The organism is Glycomyces sp. NPDC046736 (genome assembly GCF_040645615.1).
In the GTDB taxonomy this organism is placed as follows: Bacteria; Actinomycetota; Actinomycetes; order Mycobacteriales; family Micromonosporaceae; genus Glycomyces.
The window spans coordinates 166,884-184,588 of record NZ_JBEYYO010000009.1 but is presented as its reverse complement, the minus strand read 5'-3'; the positions used below and the strand labels follow the sequence as shown (position 1 = coordinate 184,588).

At 71.3% G+C, this 17,705-nt stretch carries 13 protein-coding genes and 1 pseudogene; 8 read left to right on the top strand and 6 right to left on the bottom strand.

Annotated elements, in window-relative coordinates; translation table 11 throughout:
- The 3 genes and pseudogenes from AB0B28_RS11615 to AB0B28_RS11605 form a co-directional block, all read right to left on the bottom strand.
- Nucleotides 1-96 (bottom strand): annotated as a pseudogene (locus AB0B28_RS11615) (N-acetylmuramic acid 6-phosphate etherase); the annotation flags it as partial.
- 69 nt (nucleotides 97-165) lie between these two features.
- On the bottom strand, nucleotides 166-795 hold the full coding sequence (locus tag AB0B28_RS11610) for a hypothetical protein (protein WP_360119815.1): 630 nt from the start codon (nucleotides 793-795) through the stop codon (nucleotides 166-168).
- The gene (locus AB0B28_RS11605) at nucleotides 792-2,141 is read right to left on the bottom strand and encodes an NAD(P)-binding domain-containing protein (protein ID WP_360119813.1); all 1,350 of its coding nucleotides are present in this window, start codon (nucleotides 2,139-2,141) and stop codon (nucleotides 792-794) included. The genes AB0B28_RS11610 and AB0B28_RS11605 overlap by 4 nt, the downstream gene beginning before the upstream one ends.
- Nucleotides 2,142-2,291: 150 nt before the next feature.
- On the opposite strand from AB0B28_RS11605, the gene AB0B28_RS11600 reads away from it, so the two are divergent.
- Nucleotides 2,292-3,455: a cytochrome P450 gene (locus AB0B28_RS11600; RefSeq protein WP_360119811.1), complete on the top strand. Its 1,164-nt coding sequence runs from the start codon at nucleotides 2,292-2,294 to the stop codon at nucleotides 3,453-3,455.
- A 93-nt stretch (nucleotides 3,456-3,548) separates the two neighbouring features.
- Nucleotides 3,549-4,193: a dethiobiotin synthase gene (gene bioD, locus AB0B28_RS11595; RefSeq protein ID WP_360119809.1), complete on the top strand. Its 645-nt coding sequence runs from the start codon at nucleotides 3,549-3,551 to the stop codon at nucleotides 4,191-4,193.
- A gap of 412 nt (nucleotides 4,194-4,605) precedes the next feature.
- Here bioD and AB0B28_RS11590 read toward each other — a convergent pair whose 3' ends face one another.
- Nucleotides 4,606-5,733, bottom strand: a complete 1,128-nt coding sequence (locus tag AB0B28_RS11590; RefSeq protein WP_360119807.1) for an aminotransferase class I/II-fold pyridoxal phosphate-dependent enzyme — start codon at nucleotides 5,731-5,733, stop codon at nucleotides 4,606-4,608.
- Between the two features lie 301 nt (nucleotides 5,734-6,034).
- Complete coding sequence (gene bioA / locus AB0B28_RS11585; RefSeq protein ID WP_360119805.1) at nucleotides 6,035-7,363, bottom strand: adenosylmethionine--8-amino-7-oxononanoate transaminase; 1,329 nt, start codon at nucleotides 7,361-7,363, stop codon at nucleotides 6,035-6,037.
- Nucleotides 7,364-7,790: 427 nt separating this feature from the next.
- Between bioA and AB0B28_RS11580 the strand changes: the two genes are divergently transcribed.
- From AB0B28_RS11580 to AB0B28_RS11570, 3 genes are all read left to right on the top strand, one after another.
- On the top strand, nucleotides 7,791-9,077 hold the full coding sequence (locus AB0B28_RS11580; RefSeq protein ID WP_360119803.1) for an MFS transporter: 1,287 nt from the start codon (nucleotides 7,791-7,793) through the stop codon (nucleotides 9,075-9,077).
- Nucleotides 9,078-9,179: 102 nt separating this feature from the next.
- Nucleotides 9,180-10,424 (top strand): TIGR00300 family protein, encoded by a 1,245-nt coding sequence (locus AB0B28_RS11575; RefSeq protein WP_360119801.1) that lies wholly within the window; start codon nucleotides 9,180-9,182, stop codon nucleotides 10,422-10,424.
- 133 nt (nucleotides 10,425-10,557) lie between these two features.
- Nucleotides 10,558-11,676 (top strand): hypothetical protein, encoded by a 1,119-nt coding sequence (locus tag AB0B28_RS11570; RefSeq protein ID WP_360119799.1) that lies wholly within the window; start codon nucleotides 10,558-10,560, stop codon nucleotides 11,674-11,676.
- A gap of 56 nt (nucleotides 11,677-11,732) precedes the next feature.
- Here the strand turns inward: AB0B28_RS11570 and AB0B28_RS11565 are convergent, their stop codons facing one another.
- Entirely contained in the window at nucleotides 11,733-12,692 is a 960-nt protein-coding gene (locus AB0B28_RS11565; protein ID WP_360119797.1) for an ROK family glucokinase, read from the bottom strand.
- Between the two features lie 350 nt (nucleotides 12,693-13,042).
- On the opposite strand from AB0B28_RS11565, the gene AB0B28_RS11560 reads away from it, so the two are divergent.
- The 3 genes from AB0B28_RS11560 to AB0B28_RS11550 are packed head-to-tail and all read left to right on the top strand — an operon-like array spanning nucleotide 13,043 to nucleotide 17,315.
- A complete protein-coding gene (locus tag AB0B28_RS11560) occupies nucleotides 13,043-14,851 on the top strand; it encodes a long-chain fatty acid--CoA ligase (RefSeq protein WP_360119795.1) in 1,809 nt (602 codons plus the stop codon).
- Nucleotides 14,852-14,860: 9 nt separating this feature from the next.
- Complete coding sequence (locus tag AB0B28_RS11555; protein WP_360119793.1) at nucleotides 14,861-16,627, top strand: histidine kinase; 1,767 nt, start codon at nucleotides 14,861-14,863, stop codon at nucleotides 16,625-16,627.
- 13 nt (nucleotides 16,628-16,640) lie between these two features.
- Nucleotides 16,641-17,315: a response regulator transcription factor gene (locus AB0B28_RS11550; protein ID WP_360119791.1), complete on the top strand. Its 675-nt coding sequence runs from the start codon at nucleotides 16,641-16,643 to the stop codon at nucleotides 17,313-17,315.
- Nucleotides 17,316-17,705 lie beyond the last annotated feature (390 nt).

The following is a 17,705-nucleotide window of genomic DNA, read 5'->3' as shown; positions in this document are numbered from 1 at the left end:
GACCGCACCGGCCGCCGCGGCGCTGCCGCCGGCCAGGATCGCCTTCACCAGTTCGGGATCGGTGGAGAACGTGGGAGGGCACTCGGCCGCGTCCACGGGCGGCCGACAACGAAGCGAGCGGGCGAATGGGCCGGATAACGGCCGGCGGGGACTCCCAGACACGCCCTAGTGCTTCGGGGCGAGCCAGGACAGGATCGCCGCGAGGAGCCCTTCGGCCCCGGCGCCCTTGAACACGTCGTCAGGGGAGCCCGCGAAGGTCAGCGGCGCGACGCCGTAGGCCTCGGTGACCGCTTGGGCCTCTTTGGACTCCGCTTCGGACTCGCTCACGACCAGCAGCACCGGCGGCGCCCCGACCGGGGTCGGGACCTGCTTGGGGAACTGCGCGGGCGAGACCAGGACCAGTCCCGCGGCCGGGTAGCGGCCCGCGGCGAGCGCGGCCCAGGCCGCGCCCTCGCGGTGTCCGATGAGGACGGCTTGGCGGGGCACGGTGACCGCGGCCTGCACCACGTCGTGGGCGCGGGCCTCCAGGCCCCCTTCGGCGGGCGGGGTGTTGCCCTGGCCGCGCACGCTCGTCGCGGCCGCGTACCGGCCCGAGGCCGCGAAGCGCTTGAGCCACAAGGCGTTGAACGCCGAGGCCCCGGCCGGGTCGCCGGTGCAGCACAGGACCGGGTTGGCCTCGGGATCGTCCTTGATGTCGGCGTCGAAGAGGTCGGCGGGCTCGAAGAACACGTACTCGCGCCGCACGGGGGCGGGCTGGGGCGTGCGGGCCCGCTTGGCCCAAGCGGAGAGGCTCATTTCGCGGGCTCCTGTTCGAGGGTGTCGATGATGCGGCCCAGGCTGGCCAGGTATTCCTCGGGGTCGACGGCGAGTCGGCGCCTGGGGGCGGAGCCGGGCTCCTCCTCGGGCTCGACCGACTCGTTGACGACCTGACGGCGGAAGTTCGCGGCCCGCTCGGGGTCGCCCTTGCGGACCTGGAGCCAGTGCGCGATGGCGTGGGTCTGCCAGTGCACGATCGGCAGGACGCCCACGCCGGGCTCGACGAGTCCGGCGACCGCGAGGGTCTCCAGGCGCGGGGAGAACATGCGCGCCAACAGCTTCGGTTCGGGCGAGTCGTCGCTGCCGCCGAGGAGCTTCGGGGGGCAGCAGGTGATCTTCGGCTGGTAGCCGGTAGCGAGGACGACCAGGTCGGGGCGCAGCTCGGAGCCGTCGGCGAAGGCCACGTCGTAGTCGTCGAAGCGGGCGACCTCGCCGCGGCGCTCGATCGAGCCGTCGCCGACGTGTTCGAGGTAGCGGCCGTTGCGCACCGGTTCCTTGTCGGACCCGCTCTCGGCCGGGGCCACGCCCATGCGGGCGGCGAGGCGGTCGGGGCCTTTGAGGAGGCGGTCGGTCAGGAAGCGGCGCAGGAACTTCGGGCGCGCGGTCAGCCGCGCCAGCGCGTAGTCTGCCGGTTCGCCGCCGAGGTACTTGGGCAGGTGCCAGGTGCCGCCGCGCACGGAGTGAACGCAGGCGGAGGCGTTCACGGCGGCCTCGCAGGCGATGTCGGCGCCGGAGTTGCCGCCGCCGATGACCAGGACCTGCTTGCCGCGCAGCTTGGAGGCGTCCTTGAGTTGCGAGGAGTGGACCACGGTGCCGCGGAACCGGTCCAGGCCCGGGTAGGTGGGCAGGTTGGGGTTCCAGTGGTGGCCGGTGGCGATGATGACCGCGCCGTAGCGCAGGCGGCGGGCGGCGCTCCCCGCGGCGGGTTTGACGACGACTTCGAAGCGGGAGCCCTCGACCGGTTGGATCTGGGAGATCTCGGAGCCGTACCAGATGTGCTCGGAGAGCCCGAAGTGCTTCGCGTACGAGGTCAGGTAGGCGAGCATCTGGGCCGCGGAGGGGTAGTCGGGCCAGTCGTCGGGCATGGGGAAGTCGGGGATCTCGGTCTGGGACCGGGAGGTGACGAGGTGGGTGTTGGCGTAGAGGGGGCTGTGCTGGTTCTGCGGGTTCCACAGGCCGCCGAGAACGGTGTCCCGTTCGTAGCAGTCGACTTCGAAGCCGTTCTCGCGGAGGTTCTTGACGGCGATGAGTCCTGAGGCCCCCGCGCCGATCACGCAGACGGCCTCACCGCGGTCGTAGGCGGCTTGGGAGGAGTACTCCTGCAACGGAACGGTCTCCTTCTGTGGGCATTCGTGCCGGACGGGCCTCCGTGCCGACTTCGGCCCTGGGGCGGTGGCCGCGGGGAGGGCGCCGGAAGACTGAGAGCAGATTACCGTGAGCGGGGCTCGTACTTTCGGGGGAGGTAGGCTGCGCGCGTGCTCTTCGAGCTGTGGAAACATCCCCGCCCCGCCGCGCCGGTGTTCCGGAGCGGCGGTCAGGTGGTGGTGGCCTCGCATCGCCTCGCCCGGGAGGTCCTGGCCGATCGGGCCCGGTTCTCGGCCGCGAACGCCCTGGACGCGGCGGTGCCGATCCCGGCCGGGCCGCTGCGTGAGCTCGCGCGGCACCGGTTCCGGCTCCCGGCCACGTTGGCCAACAACGACACCGCGACGCACGAGCACATCCGCTCGCGCTTCGCCGAGGTGTTCGCGCCGCAGAATGTAGAGGCGCTGCGGCCGTGGCTCACCGGCCTGGCCCGGCGCACCGCGGCCGGGGTGGCGTGGCGGCTGCGTCAGGGCGAGGCGGTGGACCTGGACGCGGCGGTGTCCTCGGAGATCCCGCTCGCGGCGCTGGCGCGGCTGCTCGGGCTCGACGTGAGTGCGACGGCCGAGGTCAAGCGGTTCAGCCGGGCCGCGCTGGAGCTGTTCTGGGGCGACCCGAGTCCCCGGCGGCAGCGGGAACTGGCCGAGGTCGTGGGGCCGTTCCACGCGCTGCTGCGCGGGTGGACCGGCGAGAGCTCGGGGGCGACGCGGGAGCTGTTGGAGGCGCACGGGGAGGACGCGGCGACGGCCGCGCTGTTCTTTCTGCTGGTGGCGGGTCAGGAGACCACGTCGCAGTTCTTGACGCTGCTGCTGCACCGACTGGTGGAGGAGCCTTCGCTGTTGGACCATGCGCCCGTGGCGGTGGTCGAGGAGGGGCTGCGGCTGCTGCCGCCGATCACGTCGTGGCAGCGGGTCGCGTTGCACGACACCGAACTCGACGGGTTCGCGGTGCGGGCCGGGGAGTCGGTCCTGGTGTGGCTGGCCGCGGCGGGGACGGACGAGGGCGTGGCGGCGTGCCCGGCGGCGATGGTCCCGGGCCAGCGCGGTTCGCGGCGGCATCTGGCGTTCGGCGCGGGCGCGCACCGGTGCTTGGGCAGCCAGCTCTCGCGACTGGAGGCCGAGGTGGTGATCGCCGAACTCGCGCCGCTGCTGCCGAGGTGCGAGGTGGTGACGGCGCCGGTGAGCGACCCGAACCTGTCGTTCCGGATGCCCAGTCCGCTCGTGGTGCGGCTCTCCGATGCGGGCGCCGGGGGTAGGGGCGCCCGCATCGGGAGGATATGACTCCAATTGGGCCAGTTCGAAAACAATGTAGCGGGTCCCGGCAACTCTCCGATTCGCTCCGGCGCTTCGCGCCGCATTCTTGAGGAGGCATCTGTGATCAGTTTCGAAGGCCCGGTCCTGGTGACCGGCACCGACACCGGTGTCGGCAAGACCGTGGTCACCGCCGCGCTCGCCGCCCACCTCATGGGTCGCGGGCGCAGCGTCGAGGTCATCAAGCTCGCTCAGACCGGCGACGATGACGACGCCGCCGAGATCACCCGGCTGTCCGGCGCTCCCGCCCGGGCGCTCGCCGCTTACCCGGACCCGTTGGCGCCCTTCGCCGCCGCTCGCCGTAGTGGGCTGCCGCTGCTGCCGCTTCGCGAGGCGGCGGACGCGGCTCTTGCCTCTAAGGCCGATGTCGTGCTCCTCGAAGGCGCGGGGGGCCTCCTCGTGCAGCTCGGCGAGGGAGGCTGGACGGCCCGGGACCTCGCGGTCGAGCTCGGCTGTCCGGCTGTAGTGGTCGCCCGCGCCGGGCTCGGGACCTTGAACCACACGGCGCTCACTCTCGAGGCACTATCCGCCCGCGGAGTCGATGCAGCAGTCGTCATCGGCGCGTGGCCCCACCACCCCGGCCTCGCCGAAACGGAGAACCTGCTCGACCTACCCGGCCCCAGGCTCGGCTGGATCCCCGACGGGGCGGCGGAACTCGACCCAGAAGCGTTCCGCCTCAGCGCATCCGAATGGCTCGACCTGTCCTGACCGAGAGAGGCTCGAAGTGTCGCGGCCTCGAACGAGCAGCCCGAGGATGGCCCAAGTCGGCCACGACGAAACTCGCTGCGCGCGGCACCGCCGAACGGCGCGGCAGCGCGAACAGGTCGACCCCGGCGAGCGCGCACTCAGGGCGCCAGGCCCGTCACCGGTCGCCGGAATCGAGGCAAGGGTTGCGGGAATCGCAGCGGGTGCAGTCGCAGTGCCCAGGACGCTTTCGAGTGCCGGGGCTGCCACCGGTCGCCGGGAGCTGGGCCGCGTTGCCGAATGCGAGGGCCGCCTTGCGGTCGCGCAGCAAGGGAATCGCAGCGGGCACAGTCGCAGTGCCCGGGACGTTTTCGAGCGCCGGGGTTCGTCACCGGGCGCCGGGATCGGGGCCTCGTCGCCGGACACGAGCACCGCTTCACGGTTGCGGCGGGCGGGTGGCTTGGATCGTGGTCAGGGCTCGGTCGAAGTCGGGCGCCGGGACGGCGGTGTTGATCGTCAGGCGTAGGCGCGAGCGGTGGTCAGGGGTGGACGGGGGGCGGAAGCAGCCGACCGCTATGCCGTGGTCGGCGCAGCGCGCGGCCCAGGCGGTGGCGGCGTGGGCGTCTCCGGCGGGTGGGGAGAGGACTCCGGCGGCGGGAGCGGGGGCGTCGAGGAGTTCGGCGGCGAGGGTGGCGCGGCGGGTGAGTTCGGTTCGGGCGTCGTCGGATCCGCGGGCGATGGCGAGGGCGGCACGGGCTCCGGCGATGACCGCGGGCGGGGGCGCGGTGTCGTAGATGAAGGTGCGGCCGGTGTCGTGGAGGTGGCGGCGCAGCACGGCGGGCCCGGCGACGATCCCGCCCGCCGCGCCGAGCGCTTTCGATAGCGTGGCGGTGAGGACCACGCCGGGGTCCCCGGCGAGTCCGGCCTCGGCCACGCCGCCCGCGCCTTGCGGTCCGACGGTGCCGATGGCGTGCGCCTCGTCCACGAGCAGCAGCGCGCCATGAGCGCTGGTGAGCGCGTGGATCTCGCGCAGCGGGGCAGCGTCGCCGAGCACGGAGTACACGGACTCGACGGCCACGAGCGAGGGCCGCTGCGTCTTGAGCTGGCGTTCGAGGTCGGCGAGGTCGTTGTGGGCGAACGTGTCCGAAGGCGTCCCGGCGAGGCGGACCGCGTCGTGGAGTGAGGCGTGGGCGTGGGCGTCGAGCAGCACGGGCCCGGCCAGCGCGGTCACCGCGCCGAGGTTGGCGAGGTACCCGGAGGAGTACAGCACTGCGACCTCGGCACCGGTCGCAGCCGCGAACTCGGCTTCGAAGGCCTCATGCAGGTCGGTGGTGCCGCGCACGAGCCGGGAGCCGCCCGCGCCGAGCCCGTACTCGGCCAGCGCGACAGCGGCGGCGGATAGCACCTCGGGGTGTCGCGACAGGCCGAGGTAGTCGTTCCCGGCCAGGTCGACGGCGGCCGTGCGGGGACGTGCGGTCCGGGTCAACCCGGCCTTGGCGCGCAGGGAGGCTTTGCGGGACAAGCGGTCCCACACCGGAAGCGAAGTGGCGGTCTCGGAAATCATCGACTCACCGCCGCGAGCTCGCCGACCGAGCGGCCAGGTGGTCGCGAATCGCCGCCCGGGCGGGCGGCGCGGTTCTCACCCGGATCCGCCGCAATCCTCGCGCGGCCGTGCCACATGCGAGCGCTTCGGGCGCGGCCCGGTCGTCGCGAATCGCCGCCTGTGCGGGCGGCGCGGTCCTCGCCCGGATCCGCCGCAATCCTCGCGGGGCCGTGCCACATGCGAGCGCTTCGGGCGCGGCCCGGTCGTCGCGAACCGCCACCCGCCCGGCCCGACTCCTTCGCGCGGCTTCGCTTCGGCCCGCTCATCGCATGACCTCGTCGATCGACTCAGAAAGCGCACCGACCAGCAGTTCCGTCTCTTCCTCGCCCAACGTCAAGGGCGGCATCAGGATCACGGTGTCGCCCAGCGGGCGCAGCCACACGCCGCGCTTCCTCGCCGCTTGGCAGACCCTGAAGCCCGTTCGGTCGCCGAGCGCGGCGACTTCCACTCCGATCATCGTGCCGAGGCGCCTCACCTCGACCACGCCTTCCTTGGCCGCCACCGGTTCCAGCAGCTTGCCGAGCCTCTCGCCGAGCGTCGCCGCGCGCGACACCACGTCCTGCTCCCCCATCACCCGCAGGTTCGCCAGCGCGGCCGCGCAGCAGATCGGGTTCGCCGTGTAGGTGTGGCCGTGGAAGAATGTGCGCGGAGACGTGTCCCCCGGCCGCGTCAAGAACGCCTCGTAGACGTGCTCGGCCGCGAGCACCGCCGACAGCGGCAGGTACCCGCCGGTGATGCCCTTGCCGCAGGTCAGCAGGTCCGGAACGACACCGGCGTGCTCGGCGGCCCACATGCGGCCGGTGCGTCCGATACCCGTGGCGACCTCGTCGAAGATCAGGAGCGCGCCGTGCTGGTCGGCGAGTTCCCTTGCGGTGCGCAGGAATCCGGCGTCGTAGTCGAGCATCCCGGCCGCGCCCTGGATCATCGGCTCCACGATGATCGCGCAGACCTGCTCGCCCTCCGCGGCCATGATCCGCCGCAGTTCGGCGGCCGCGATCGCATTCCGGTCGGGGCCGAGCGCGCGGTCTCCAGGGGACGGCGCTCCGGTCGTGGCGAGCAGCAGCGGCTTGTACGCCTGGTGGAACAGATCGTGGCCCCCGACGGCGACCGCGCCGAGCGTGTCGCCGTGGTACGCCTGGTCGAGGCGGACGAACTTCGGCCTGGAGTGGCCGGTCTGGGTCGAGTACTGGTAGGCGATCTTCAGCGCGGCCTCGACCGCCGACGAGCCGTCCCCGGCGTAGAAGACCTTCGTGAGCTCGGGCCCGTTCCCCTTGGGAGCGAGGGCGACCAGCGCCTCGGAGAGCTCGATGCCCGGCGTGTGGGTCGTGCCGAGGAACGTGGAGTGGTCCAGGCGCGCGATCTGCTCGGCGATGGCCGCGTTGATGTCCGGGTGGCCGTGGCCCAGCGTGGTCGTCCACAGCGACGAGACGCCGTCGAGGTAGCGGCGCCCCTCGACGTCGATGAGCCAGGGGCCCTCGGCGCGGTCGACCACGGTCGGGTCGTCGTCGGTCCAGGTGGCGTGCTGGGTGAAGGGGTGCCAGACCGCAGCGGCGTCCCTCGCGAGCCAGTCGGCGGTGGCGTCGGTGTGCATCGCGGCTCCTTAGATGGTCTCCACAAGATCCGTTGGAGGATACCGTCAGTCGCGTCGCGAGTCGAACGGCCGCTTCGAGGCCGGGCCCGGCTCGATCTATCGTTACGAATCCGAGGCCGCCGCAGGTTGCGCAACTCACCAGGCATAGGCTGGGAGCGGTTTCGAGCGGTCGGCCCCGACCCATGACGTGCGTCCGGGTTTTTGCACTTTGAACACAGTGGGACGCTTGACAACCAGATGCGACACCGGCAGACTGGTGACACTTGCGGCAATCGCGGAGGATTGTCACTTACCGCCCTTTGAGCGTCGCTTCCCCTGCGGCGCTCGCGGAACGCGGGTCGCCGCCCGCCTCCGAACGCCGCAGCAGCGTCCCCCCGGGCGCTCACCGCGGCCGTTGACGGCGCCGTTCACTGGCAAGGAAGGCCCTGTGTCGAACCAGAACCCCCCGCCTACGGCAGACCCTGCCGAGACGTCGCAGGCCGATCGCCGCCCCTCGTTCGCGTCGGTCCTCGGCGACCGCGAAGCCGCCGCCTACCTCGTGGCGCTGTGCCTGTCCAACGCCGGGGCGATGCTCAACCGGGTCGCGGTGACCTACCTCGTGTGGGACCGCACCGGCTCGGCCGTGCTCGCCGCCGCGTCGTTCGCCATCAGCTTCGCGCCCTACCTCGGTCTCGCCCAGGTACTCGGGGCGATCGTGGACCGGTACGCCTACCGCAACGTCATGGTCCTGTGCGACGTGATCCGCGCCGGGCTCGTGGCGCTCCTGCTCATCCCCGGCATGCCCGTGCCGGTCATGATCGTGGTGGTCTTCGCGGTCGCCGCGGTCCAGCCCGCGTACAACGCCGCCCGCGTGGCGACCCTCGCGCAGATCCTCACCGGCGACCGCTTGACCGTCGCCATCGCCCTGACGCTGAGCACCGCGTCGGTCGCCCAGATCATCGGCTACCTCGCCGGGGGCCTGCTCTCGGCGGTCGACCCGCGCACCGCGCTCGCGATCAACTCGCTGCTGTTCCTCGTCAGCGCCGCCGCGATCCTGTTCCTGGTCCGGTACCGGCCCTCGGTCAACAAGCGCGAAGAGCGCCGCCACGTGCTCACCGAGACCGCCGACGGCCTCAGGCTCCTGCGCGACAACAAGGTCCTGCGCACCGTGTCCATCGGGATCTGGGGCCTGTTCGCGCTCACCGCCGTCCCCGAAGGCGTGGCGATCCTGTGGGCCGTGCACCTGCGGGAAGGCCCGGAGATCCAGGGCGCCATCATGGCCGTCGACGCGGCGGCCGCGGCGATCGCGGTCCTGGTCTTCACCCGGTTCGTGCGGCCCTCGGTGCGCGACAGGCTCATCAAACCGCTCGCGTTCCTCGCGCCCGCGGTGCTCGCCGCCGCGCTCCTCGACCCGCCACTGGCCTGGGTGCTCGTCATCGCCGCGGGCACCGGCGTCGCCACGATGATCATGGGCCCCATGAACGCCACGCTCGCGCAGTGCATCCCCGAGGGCTGGCGCGGCCGCGTGGTCGCCGCCGCGAACTCCGGGCTCCAGCTCAGCCAGGGCATCGCCATCGCCGGGGTCGGCCTCGTGGTCGAGTTCGGCGTCCCGGTCCCGTACGTGGTGGGAGCGTGGGGAGTCATCGGCTTCGGCATCCAGTTCCTGGTCACCCGCAACTGGCCCAGCCCGGCCGAGATCGAGGAGGCCAAGGCCGCGGCCGCGCCGCCGCGCTGACGCCCCGGATCGCCCTGGCGCGCCCCGCGCCTTTAAGCTCGTCCCTGGCGTCACTGTGCCGACACAAGGGTCGCCGCGACCGGGAGCGACAGGAGCACCACCGTGGAACACGCAAAGACCGTCGAGCTGCGCGGACACCTCATCGACCAGGGCGTCTTCGCCCGGGTGATGGACGACGTGCTGGAGTACTCGGGGTCCTATTCGATCGACCGGTTCGATGTGGGTCGCCACCACACCGACGAGTCCTACGTGCAGCTCACCGTCTCCGCCGAGAGCGCGGAGCTGCTCGAACGCATCGTGATGCGGCTCCAGACCCACGGCGCCAACCCGCTCGAACCGGGCTTCGCGACCCTGAAGCCGGCCGCGCGCGACGGCGTCTTCCCCGAGGACTTCTACTCCACCACCAACTTCGACACGCAGATCCGCCTCGACTCCGGCTGGATCGACGTCGTCCCCTCCGAGATGGACTGCGGCATCATCGTGAGCGAGGACCGCGCCAGCGCCCGCACCCTCCCGGTCTCCGACGTCAAGGAGGGCGAGCTGGTCGTCTGCGGCGGCGAGGGCGTCAAGGTCCTGCCGCTGCCCGAACTCGACCGGGCCCACACCGACTCCTCCAGCTTCGAGTTCATGGCCTCCGGGGTCTCCTCCGAACGGCCCCAAGCGCTTCAGGTGCGCCAGATCGCCGAGAAGATGCGCGAGGTCAAGGCCCGCGGCGAGAAGATCCTGTGGGTCGGCGGCCCCGCGATCGTCCACACCGGGGCCGGGAAGGCCCTCGAAGCGCTCATCAACGAGGGCTACGCCGACGTGATCTTCGCGGGCAACGCGCTGGCCGCGCACGACATCGAGTCGAACCTGTTCGGGACCTCGCTGGGCGTCGACCTCGACAAGGGCCACGGCGTGCCGCACGGCCACGAGCACCACATCCGCGCGATCAACAAGATCCGCACCTGCGGCTCGATCGCCGAGGCCGTCGAGCAGGGCGTGCTCAAGGGCGGCATCATGCACGCGATGGTCAAGAACGGCAAGGAGTTCGTGCTCGTCGGCTCGGTCCGCGACGACGGGCCGCTGCCCGACGTGTACACCGACGTGATCGAGGGCCAGCGCGCGATGCGCGCGGCGTTGCCGGGCGTCGGGTTCGCGATCATGGTCGCCACGATGCTCCACTCGATCGCGACCGGGAACATCCTGCCCGCGACGGTGCCGCTGGTCAGCGTCGACATCAACCCCGCCACCGTCACCAAGCTGGCCGACCGGGGCTCGGCGCAGGCGATCGGGGTCATCACCGACATCGGCCTGTTCTGCGAGCAGCTCGCGGGCGAGCTGGTCGTGGGCTACAAGCGCGACTAGCGGCGCAAAAAGGTCGATTCTCAGGCGGGTAGCGCTTTCCAAAGTGCCGCCCGCCCGCTATGATCCCATTAAATCGATTCATTTCGATATTTAGATTGAATCGTTTCACCGGCACTCCGATGGGAGCACACCAATGTCCCTCACCAACCGAAGACTCGGCTTCGCCGTAGCCGCGATCGTCGCCCTGCTCGCGGCGCTCCTCGCGTCCGTCGCACTCCCCCAGCCCACCGCCTCGGCCCAGGGCTCGTGCGGCTCGGGCACCCCGCACGCCACCGTCACCGGCTCCTCCGGCGCGTACGTCACGCGCGAGGGCTCGACCACCGTCTACTCCGGCTCCGACTACCGCGCCGCCGTCCAGGCCGGCGTCGACACCATCTCCAGCGGCGAACGCGTGGCCGTGATGGCCTCGGGCTCGATCGGCGCGAACACCATCACCATCCAAAGCGGCAAGACCTTCGAGGGCTGCGGCACGATCAACGTCGGCAACCGCTCCGGGCGCGGCGCCATCGAGGCGATCGGCACCACGAACGTGCGCATCCCGTACCTGACCATGACCGGCAACCCGTACTTCGGGCTGCGCTTCTCGGGCACCAACGGTCTCAACCTCGGCCAGATCACCATGAACCTCAGCGGCGGCCTGGGCATCCGCTTCGACCGCGACGCGGCCTGGAACTACAACGTGACCATGGGCGACATCTACGTCTCGGGCGCGGGCAGCCACGCGGTGGAGACGTTCAAGATCGACGGCCTGAACATCAACAGCGTGACCGCCCGCAACGTGGGCGAGTCGGGCCTGCTCATCCAGGAGTCGCGCAACGTCTGGGTCGGGACCGTGGACGGCGACAACGTCGCGGCCGGGACCGGCTATGCCACGCTGCGGTTCGCGAACAACAACGGGCAGAACGCGAACGGCAACTACAACACCAACGTGTACGTCGACAACGTGATCTCGCGCGGCGGCGGCCGGGGCGTCTTCTGCGTCTCGCAGTCGGGCGGCACCGTGATCCAGAACGTGACCTTGACGAACAACGGCAACAACGCGGTCCTGATCGAGAACTGCTACAACTTCTCGATCAGAGGGGGCACGGTCAACGGCGGCGGCGAGGTCCGCGTCGCGGCCCGCAGCGAGTTCCCGAACACGCGGGACGTGTGGATCACCTTGACGGTCAACAACACCTCGGTGCGGGAGTCGCCGTGCGGCGACAACGTGAACTGGACGATCAGCGGCAACGCGAGCGTGAACGTGTGCTGATCGGCGGGGAATGAGAAGGGCCGGAGCTCTCGCTCCGGCCCTGCTTCACGTCAGTTCTAGGGGACGATCTCGCGGTGGCGGGCCAGGTCGGCCGCGCCGATCACACCGGCCTTGGAGCCGAGCTCGGCGGCGCGGACCTCGGCCACCGGGACGTGGGCGCGGTTGGCCAGGGCCTCGGTGTAGTGCCTGCGGATCGGGTCGAGGAGCAGGTCACCGGCGTCCACGACCCCTCCGGCGATGAGGATGACGCCGGGGTCGATGAGGTTGACCATGTCGGCGGCCGAGTTGCCCAGGTAGTAGCCGATGAAGTCGAACGCGGCGAGCGCGACCTCGTCGCCCTGGCGGGCGGCCTCGGTGACCTGGCTGCCGCTGATGCCGGCGGGGTCGCCTTCGGCGAGCTTGAGGAGGACGGCGGCCTTCTCGGGGTTGGCCTTGGCGCCGTCGCGCGCGGCCTGGGTCAGGGCCCGGCCGGAGGCGTACTGCTCCAGGCAGCCGGTGCGCCCGCACCCGCACTGGCGGCCGTCGGGCATCACCGAGCGGATGTGACCGATTTCGGCGGCCACGCCGTGGGTGCCGCGCAGGAGGTTGTCCTTGACCACGATGCCGCCGCCGACGCCGGTGCCGATCGTGTAGAGCACCGAGGAGCGGTGGCTCTTGGCCGCGCCGAAGCGGTGCTCGCCCCAGATCGCGACGTTGGCGTCGTTCTCGACGACCACGGGGAGGTCGACGACCGCGGCGACCTTGTCGCGCAGCGGCTCGTCCTTCCAGGAGAGGTTGGGGGCCAGCATGACCGTGGAGCGGTCGGAGGAGATCCACCCGGCCGCGCCGATGCCGACTGCCTCGACCTCATGGCCTTCGCGCAGCTCGTCCACGACCTCTTTGACGGCCTGGATGACGCCGGAGGTGTCGTCGGCGGGAGTGGGGCGACGGGTCGTGGCGAGGACATTGCCGTTCTCGTCGACGAGACCGCCGCCGACTTTGGTGCCCCCGATGTCGACTCCGATAGTCAGACTCACTGCTGTCCCTCCAGCGGTACACGGAATTGCGGCGTTGGCTGCCTCGCGACGCTGCGGGCCACCGACAGACTTTACGGCACGATTAATTCCCGAGGAAATCGACTGTTCCATCCCCCTTGGCGAAGGTATCACCGGGAACGGGACGCGACCGGCCATGGATGCCGGTCCGTGCCGACGCCTGTCGCCGAAGGGGCGACCACTCGGCTACGCTTTCGTTAACATCATGATCCGCTTCACAGTCCCTGAATTCGAGGAAGTCGCCCTCTTCCCGAACTAGTTGACGCGCCGGTAACATGAATGTGAGCCACTTTACAAAGCCGTGAATATGGCGTCTTGAACGGAGCAATTCCATGCGCGAGTTCGCCGTCCCCCCCGTGGTGACTGTGCCCGACGACGACAACACCCTCACCGCGCTGTGGGACGCGGCCGAGAACCACCCTGAGGCCGTCCTCTTCATGCGGAGCCACGACGACGGCGCCACCTGGCACGACGTCTCCTCCGTCGACTTCCGCGACCAGGTCGTGGCGGCGGCGAAGGGCCTGGCGGCAGCCGGTGTGCAGCCCGGAGACCGGGTCGCCCTCATGTCCGCCACCCGCTACGAGTGGACCCTGCTCGACTACGCGATCTGGGCCGCCGGTGCCGTCACCGTGACGATCTACGAGACCTCTTCGGCCGACCAGGCCCGCTGGATCCTGGAGGACTCGGGCGCGGTCGCGGTGATCGCCGAGGCCCCCGAGATGACCGAGATGATCAACGGCCTCGGCACCGGGGTCAAGCACGTGTGGACCATCGACGAGGGCGGCGTGGACGCCCTCAACACGCTCGGGGCCGACTCCGAGGTGGACATCGAGGAGCGCCGCACCTCCCGCAAGGCCGACGATCTGGCCACGATCGTCTACACCTCCGGCACCACCGGCCGTCCCAAGGGCTGCACGCTCACGCACCGCAACCTGCTTGCAGACATCCGCAACATCATCCCCGAAGTGCCCACCGTGCTCTACCAGGGCGCGCGCATGCTGCTGTTCCTCTCGCTCGCGCACGTCCTCGCCCGCATCCTCCAGATCGCCGGGATCGAGTCGCGCACCACCATCGCCCACGCCGACCGCACCAAGCTCACCGCGATCATGCCCGTGGTCAAGCCGACCACCCTCCTGGCGATCCCGCGCGTGTTCGAGAAGGTCTACGCAGGGGCGTACCAGAAGGCCGTCGACGGCGGCAAGGGCCACCTGTTCGAGAAGGCCGCGGCCACCGCCAAGGAGTACAGCCGCGCGCTCGACAAGCCCGGCGGCCCCGGCCTGGGCCTCAAGCTCCGCCGTAAGCTGTGGGACACGCTCGTGTACTCCAAGATCCGCGCGGCCGTGGGCGGCGAGTGCACCACCGCGGTCTCCGGCGGCGCCGCGCTCGGCCCCGAGCTGGGCCACTTCTTCCGCGGCGTGGGCATCACGATCTTCGAGGGCTACGGCCTCACCGAGACCTCCCCGGTGCTGTCGCTGAACACCCCCAACTCGACCAAGGTCGGCTCGATCGGCCGCCCGATCCCCGGCACCGCCCTGCGCGTGGCCGACGACGGCGAGCTGGAGGCCAAGGGCCTCCAGGTCTTCGACGGGTACTGGAACAACGACGCGGCCACCGCCGAGGTCCTCGACGCAGACGGCTGGTTCAAGACCGGCGACATCGCCGAGATCGACGACGACGGCTATGTCACGATCACCGGCCGCAAGAAGGACATCATCGTCACCGCCGGCGGCAAGAACGTCGCCCCGGGCCCGATGGAGAAGATCATGGACGCCCACCCGCTCATCGCGTACGCGATGGTCGTGGGCGAGGGCCGCCCCTACATCGGCGCGCTCATCTCCGTCGACGGCGAGATGCTCCCCGACTGGCTCGAACGCCACGGCAAGAGCCGCGACCTCAAGATCGGCGACCTCACCGAGGACGCCGAGCTGCTCGCCGAGCTCCAGGCCAAGGTCGACGAAGCCAACGCCACGGTCTCGCGCGCCGAGCAGATCAAGCGGTTCCGGGTCCTCCCGGGCGAACTCTCCGAGGATGCCGGGGAAATCACCCCGTCAGTCAAGGTCAAAAGGCACGTCGTCATGGAAAACTACTCGAGCGAGATCAACGCGCTGTACGAGAAGGCGCACGACGGCGCCAAGAGTTAGCGAGGGCAGATGGGCGAGGAGGCGGTGCTCGAACGCCAGTGGCGACTTCCCGCCGCCGCACTGAGGGGCGCGCTGTTCGCGCTCGTGGCGGTGTTCGGCTGGTCCACCGTAGGGCTCGCCGAGGCCGCGACCTGGTGCGGCATCCTCGCCCTCGCCGCGTTGCCGGGGGTCGTACTCCCCCGGCACCGGCTCCTGGCCCCCGCCGGGCGGCTCGCCGAGGTCGCCGTGGTCGTGCTCGGGACGCTCGCCACCGGCGGGCTCCCGGGCTGGATGCTCCCCTACCTCATCGCCCCGTTCGCGACCGCGGCCTTCGACGCCGCGGGACCGGGCCCGGCCGACGAGGAGGACCGGTGGTCGCGCCTGAGGGCGTGGGGTCCGCCGGTCCTGGTGGCCCTGGCCGCCGTGGGCCTGGTGGCCCAGGCCGGGCGGGTGGCCGCGTTCGAGCGCGACACCTACCTGACGACCGTGGCCGTGGTGATCGCGTTCGGCCTGGCCTCCGCGCTCGGCGCGTGGTGGCTGCGGCGCTCGCGCACCTCCGACATGCACCACTCGCAGCTGCCGTACGCCGAGGCCGCGGCGCTGCTGACCCAGCTGCGCGTGGTCGCCCGCCAGCTCCCCGGCTCGACCCTCGACCCCGGCGGCATCGCCACCGAGATCGTCGACTCGGCCGCCCGCATCCCCGGCGTCGAGCGCGCCGCGGTGCTCTCGGCGGCCTCGGGGCGCAGGCTCGTGGTCTTGGCCCAGCACGCCGACGAACGCGTCGACTGGGAGACCTCGCCGCAGCTCAACTCCCTGCTGGCCGACGCGTGGGCCGGACAGAAGCCCCAGTCGGGGCAGGTCCCGCTCTCGCGCTCGACCCAGGGCCCGGTCGCTTCCCTCGTCGTCCCGCTCGTGGCCGAGGGCCGCACCGTGGGCCTGCTGGCCATCGAATCCGACGACCCGGCCGCGTTCGGGCCCGAGACCGTCGCGGCCGTCGAAGAGCGCACCAAGGGCTCGGCGCTGCGGCTGGAGACCGCGCTGCTGTTCGAGGACGTGCGCTCGATGGCCACCACCGAGGAGCGCCAGCGCCTCGCCCGCGAGATCCACGACGGCATCGCCCAGGAGCTGGCGATGCTCGGCTACGGCATCGACAACGCGATGGCGATCCTGCCCCCTGAGGCCGGTGAGGCCCAAGGGGAGCTCGAAGAGCTGCGCTCGGAGGTGACGCGGCTGGTGACCGAGCTGCGGTTCTCGCTGTTCGAGCTGCGTTCGAACGTCGACCGTCAGGGGGGCCTCGCCTCCGCGATCGCGGACTATGCTCGTACTGTGGGCGCGTCCGCCGGGCTGCGGGTGCACCTGTCGCTCGATGAGGGCGGGGCGCGGCTGCCCGCCAGCACCGAGGCCGAGCTCCTGCGGATCGCGCAGGAGGCCATCACGAACGCCCGCAAGCACGCCCGCGCCGAGAACCTCTGGGTGACATGTGAGGTGGACCCGCCTTACACCAGGATCGAGGTGACCGACGACGGTCAGGGACTCTCCGGGGAGGCCTCGGAGGGTCGCTACGGTCTGGCGATCATGAGCGAACGCGCGGAACGCATCCGCGGGTCGCTGGAGATCCGCCCGCACCAGCCGCACGGGACCACCGTCGCGGTCGTGCTCAACGCGGGAGCGCGGCCCACGCCGCGCGCCGAGACCCCCCGCCCGGGGTCGGCGGCCTGGGCGGCGGCCGACCGCGCCGCCACGATAGAAGAGCCGGCCCGACGGCCCGACCACGGTGGTGGCCGTGGCGGTCAATGAGGAGAGAGACGCCATGAACGCTGACGCGCAGGAGACGACCGGTGGTCAGACGACGGTCCTGATCGTCGATGACCACGACCTGATCCGCAAGGGCCTGCGGCACGCCTTCGACCGCGACCCCGAGTTCGAGGTCGTCGGGGAGGCCGACACGGCCGCCGACGCCCTGCGGATGGCCGCGTCGCTCATGCCCTCGGTGGTGATCATGGACCTGCGCCTGCCCGACGGCTCGGGCCTGGACGCGACCCGCAAGCTCCGCAAGGCGCACCCGAACATGGGGATCGTGGTCCTGACGATGTACGCCGGGGACGACCAGCTGTTCGGCGCGCTCGACGCGGGCGCTTCGGCGTTCGTGCCGAAGTCGGCGCCGGCCAACGACGTGGTGTCGGCCGCGCGGCACGCCGCGTCGAACCCGACCGCGTTCAGCGCCGCCGACCTCGCCGAGGCGATGCAGCGCAGGCTCACCCCTACCGGCCCGCAGCTCTCCCCGCGCGAGTCGCAGGTGCTCAAGCTCCTGGCCGACGGCCTGTCGGTGGCCGGGATCGCCAAGCAGCTGTACGTCTCGGAGTCGACGGCCAAGACCCACATCTCGAAGCTGTACGAGAAGCTCGGCGCGGGCAACCGCGCGCAGGCGCTCATGACCGCGCTGAAGCTGGGCCTGTTGGAGGCCCCGGACCAGCCGAAGTTCTAGGGCTTGTCCGGTGAATCCGGGCGAGTCGGTATCCGAGTCGATTCGTTCGCTCGGGAGGCGGAAGGCCTTTTCGATCCCGGTGTTGGATCGGGAAGGCCGACAACGAAGCGAGCGGGCGAATCGGCCGGATAGCGGCCGGCCGGGTTCACCGGACAAGCCCTAGGCGGGTCCGCCCCTCCGACCACCGGGTCTGCCGGTCGCCGAGCGCGACCGGGCAGGCCCTCTTCGCTGCGGGTCCGCCCTCCGGACGACGCGGGCGGCCCGACTGCCTCACCGCCGGGTCCGGCGGTCGCGCGAGGCGACCGGCAGACCGCTTTCGCCTGTCGAGGCGGCGTTCGCGGCACTCGCTCCGTCGGTGTTCGGGGCGCGAGACCGCCGCCGGGCCCGATC

What these genes read in the sequence shown, in the direction of transcription:
- AB0B28_RS11555 (WP_360119793.1), top strand. Translation starts at nt 14,861, where the DNA reads ATGGGCGAGGAGGCGGTGCTCGAACGCCAGTGGCGACTTCCCGCCGCC.
- AB0B28_RS11550 (WP_360119791.1), top strand. Translation starts at nt 16,641, where the DNA reads ATGAACGCTGACGCGCAGGAGACGACCGGTGGTCAGACGACGGTCCTG.
- AB0B28_RS11560 (WP_360119795.1), top strand. Translation starts at nt 13,043, where the DNA reads ATGCGCGAGTTCGCCGTCCCCCCCGTGGTGACTGTGCCCGACGACGAC.
- AB0B28_RS11610 (WP_360119815.1), bottom strand. Translation starts at nt 795, where the DNA reads ATGAGCCTCTCCGCTTGGGCCAAGCGGGCCCGCACGCCCCAGCCCGCC.
- AB0B28_RS11590 (WP_360119807.1), bottom strand. Translation starts at nt 5,733, where the DNA reads ATGATTTCCGAGACCGCCACTTCGCTTCCGGTGTGGGACCGCTTGTCC.
- AB0B28_RS11570 (WP_360119799.1), top strand. Translation starts at nt 10,558, where the DNA reads ATGTCCCTCACCAACCGAAGACTCGGCTTCGCCGTAGCCGCGATCGTC.
- bioA (WP_360119805.1), bottom strand. Translation starts at nt 7,363, where the DNA reads ATGCACACCGACGCCACCGCCGACTGGCTCGCGAGGGACGCCGCTGCG.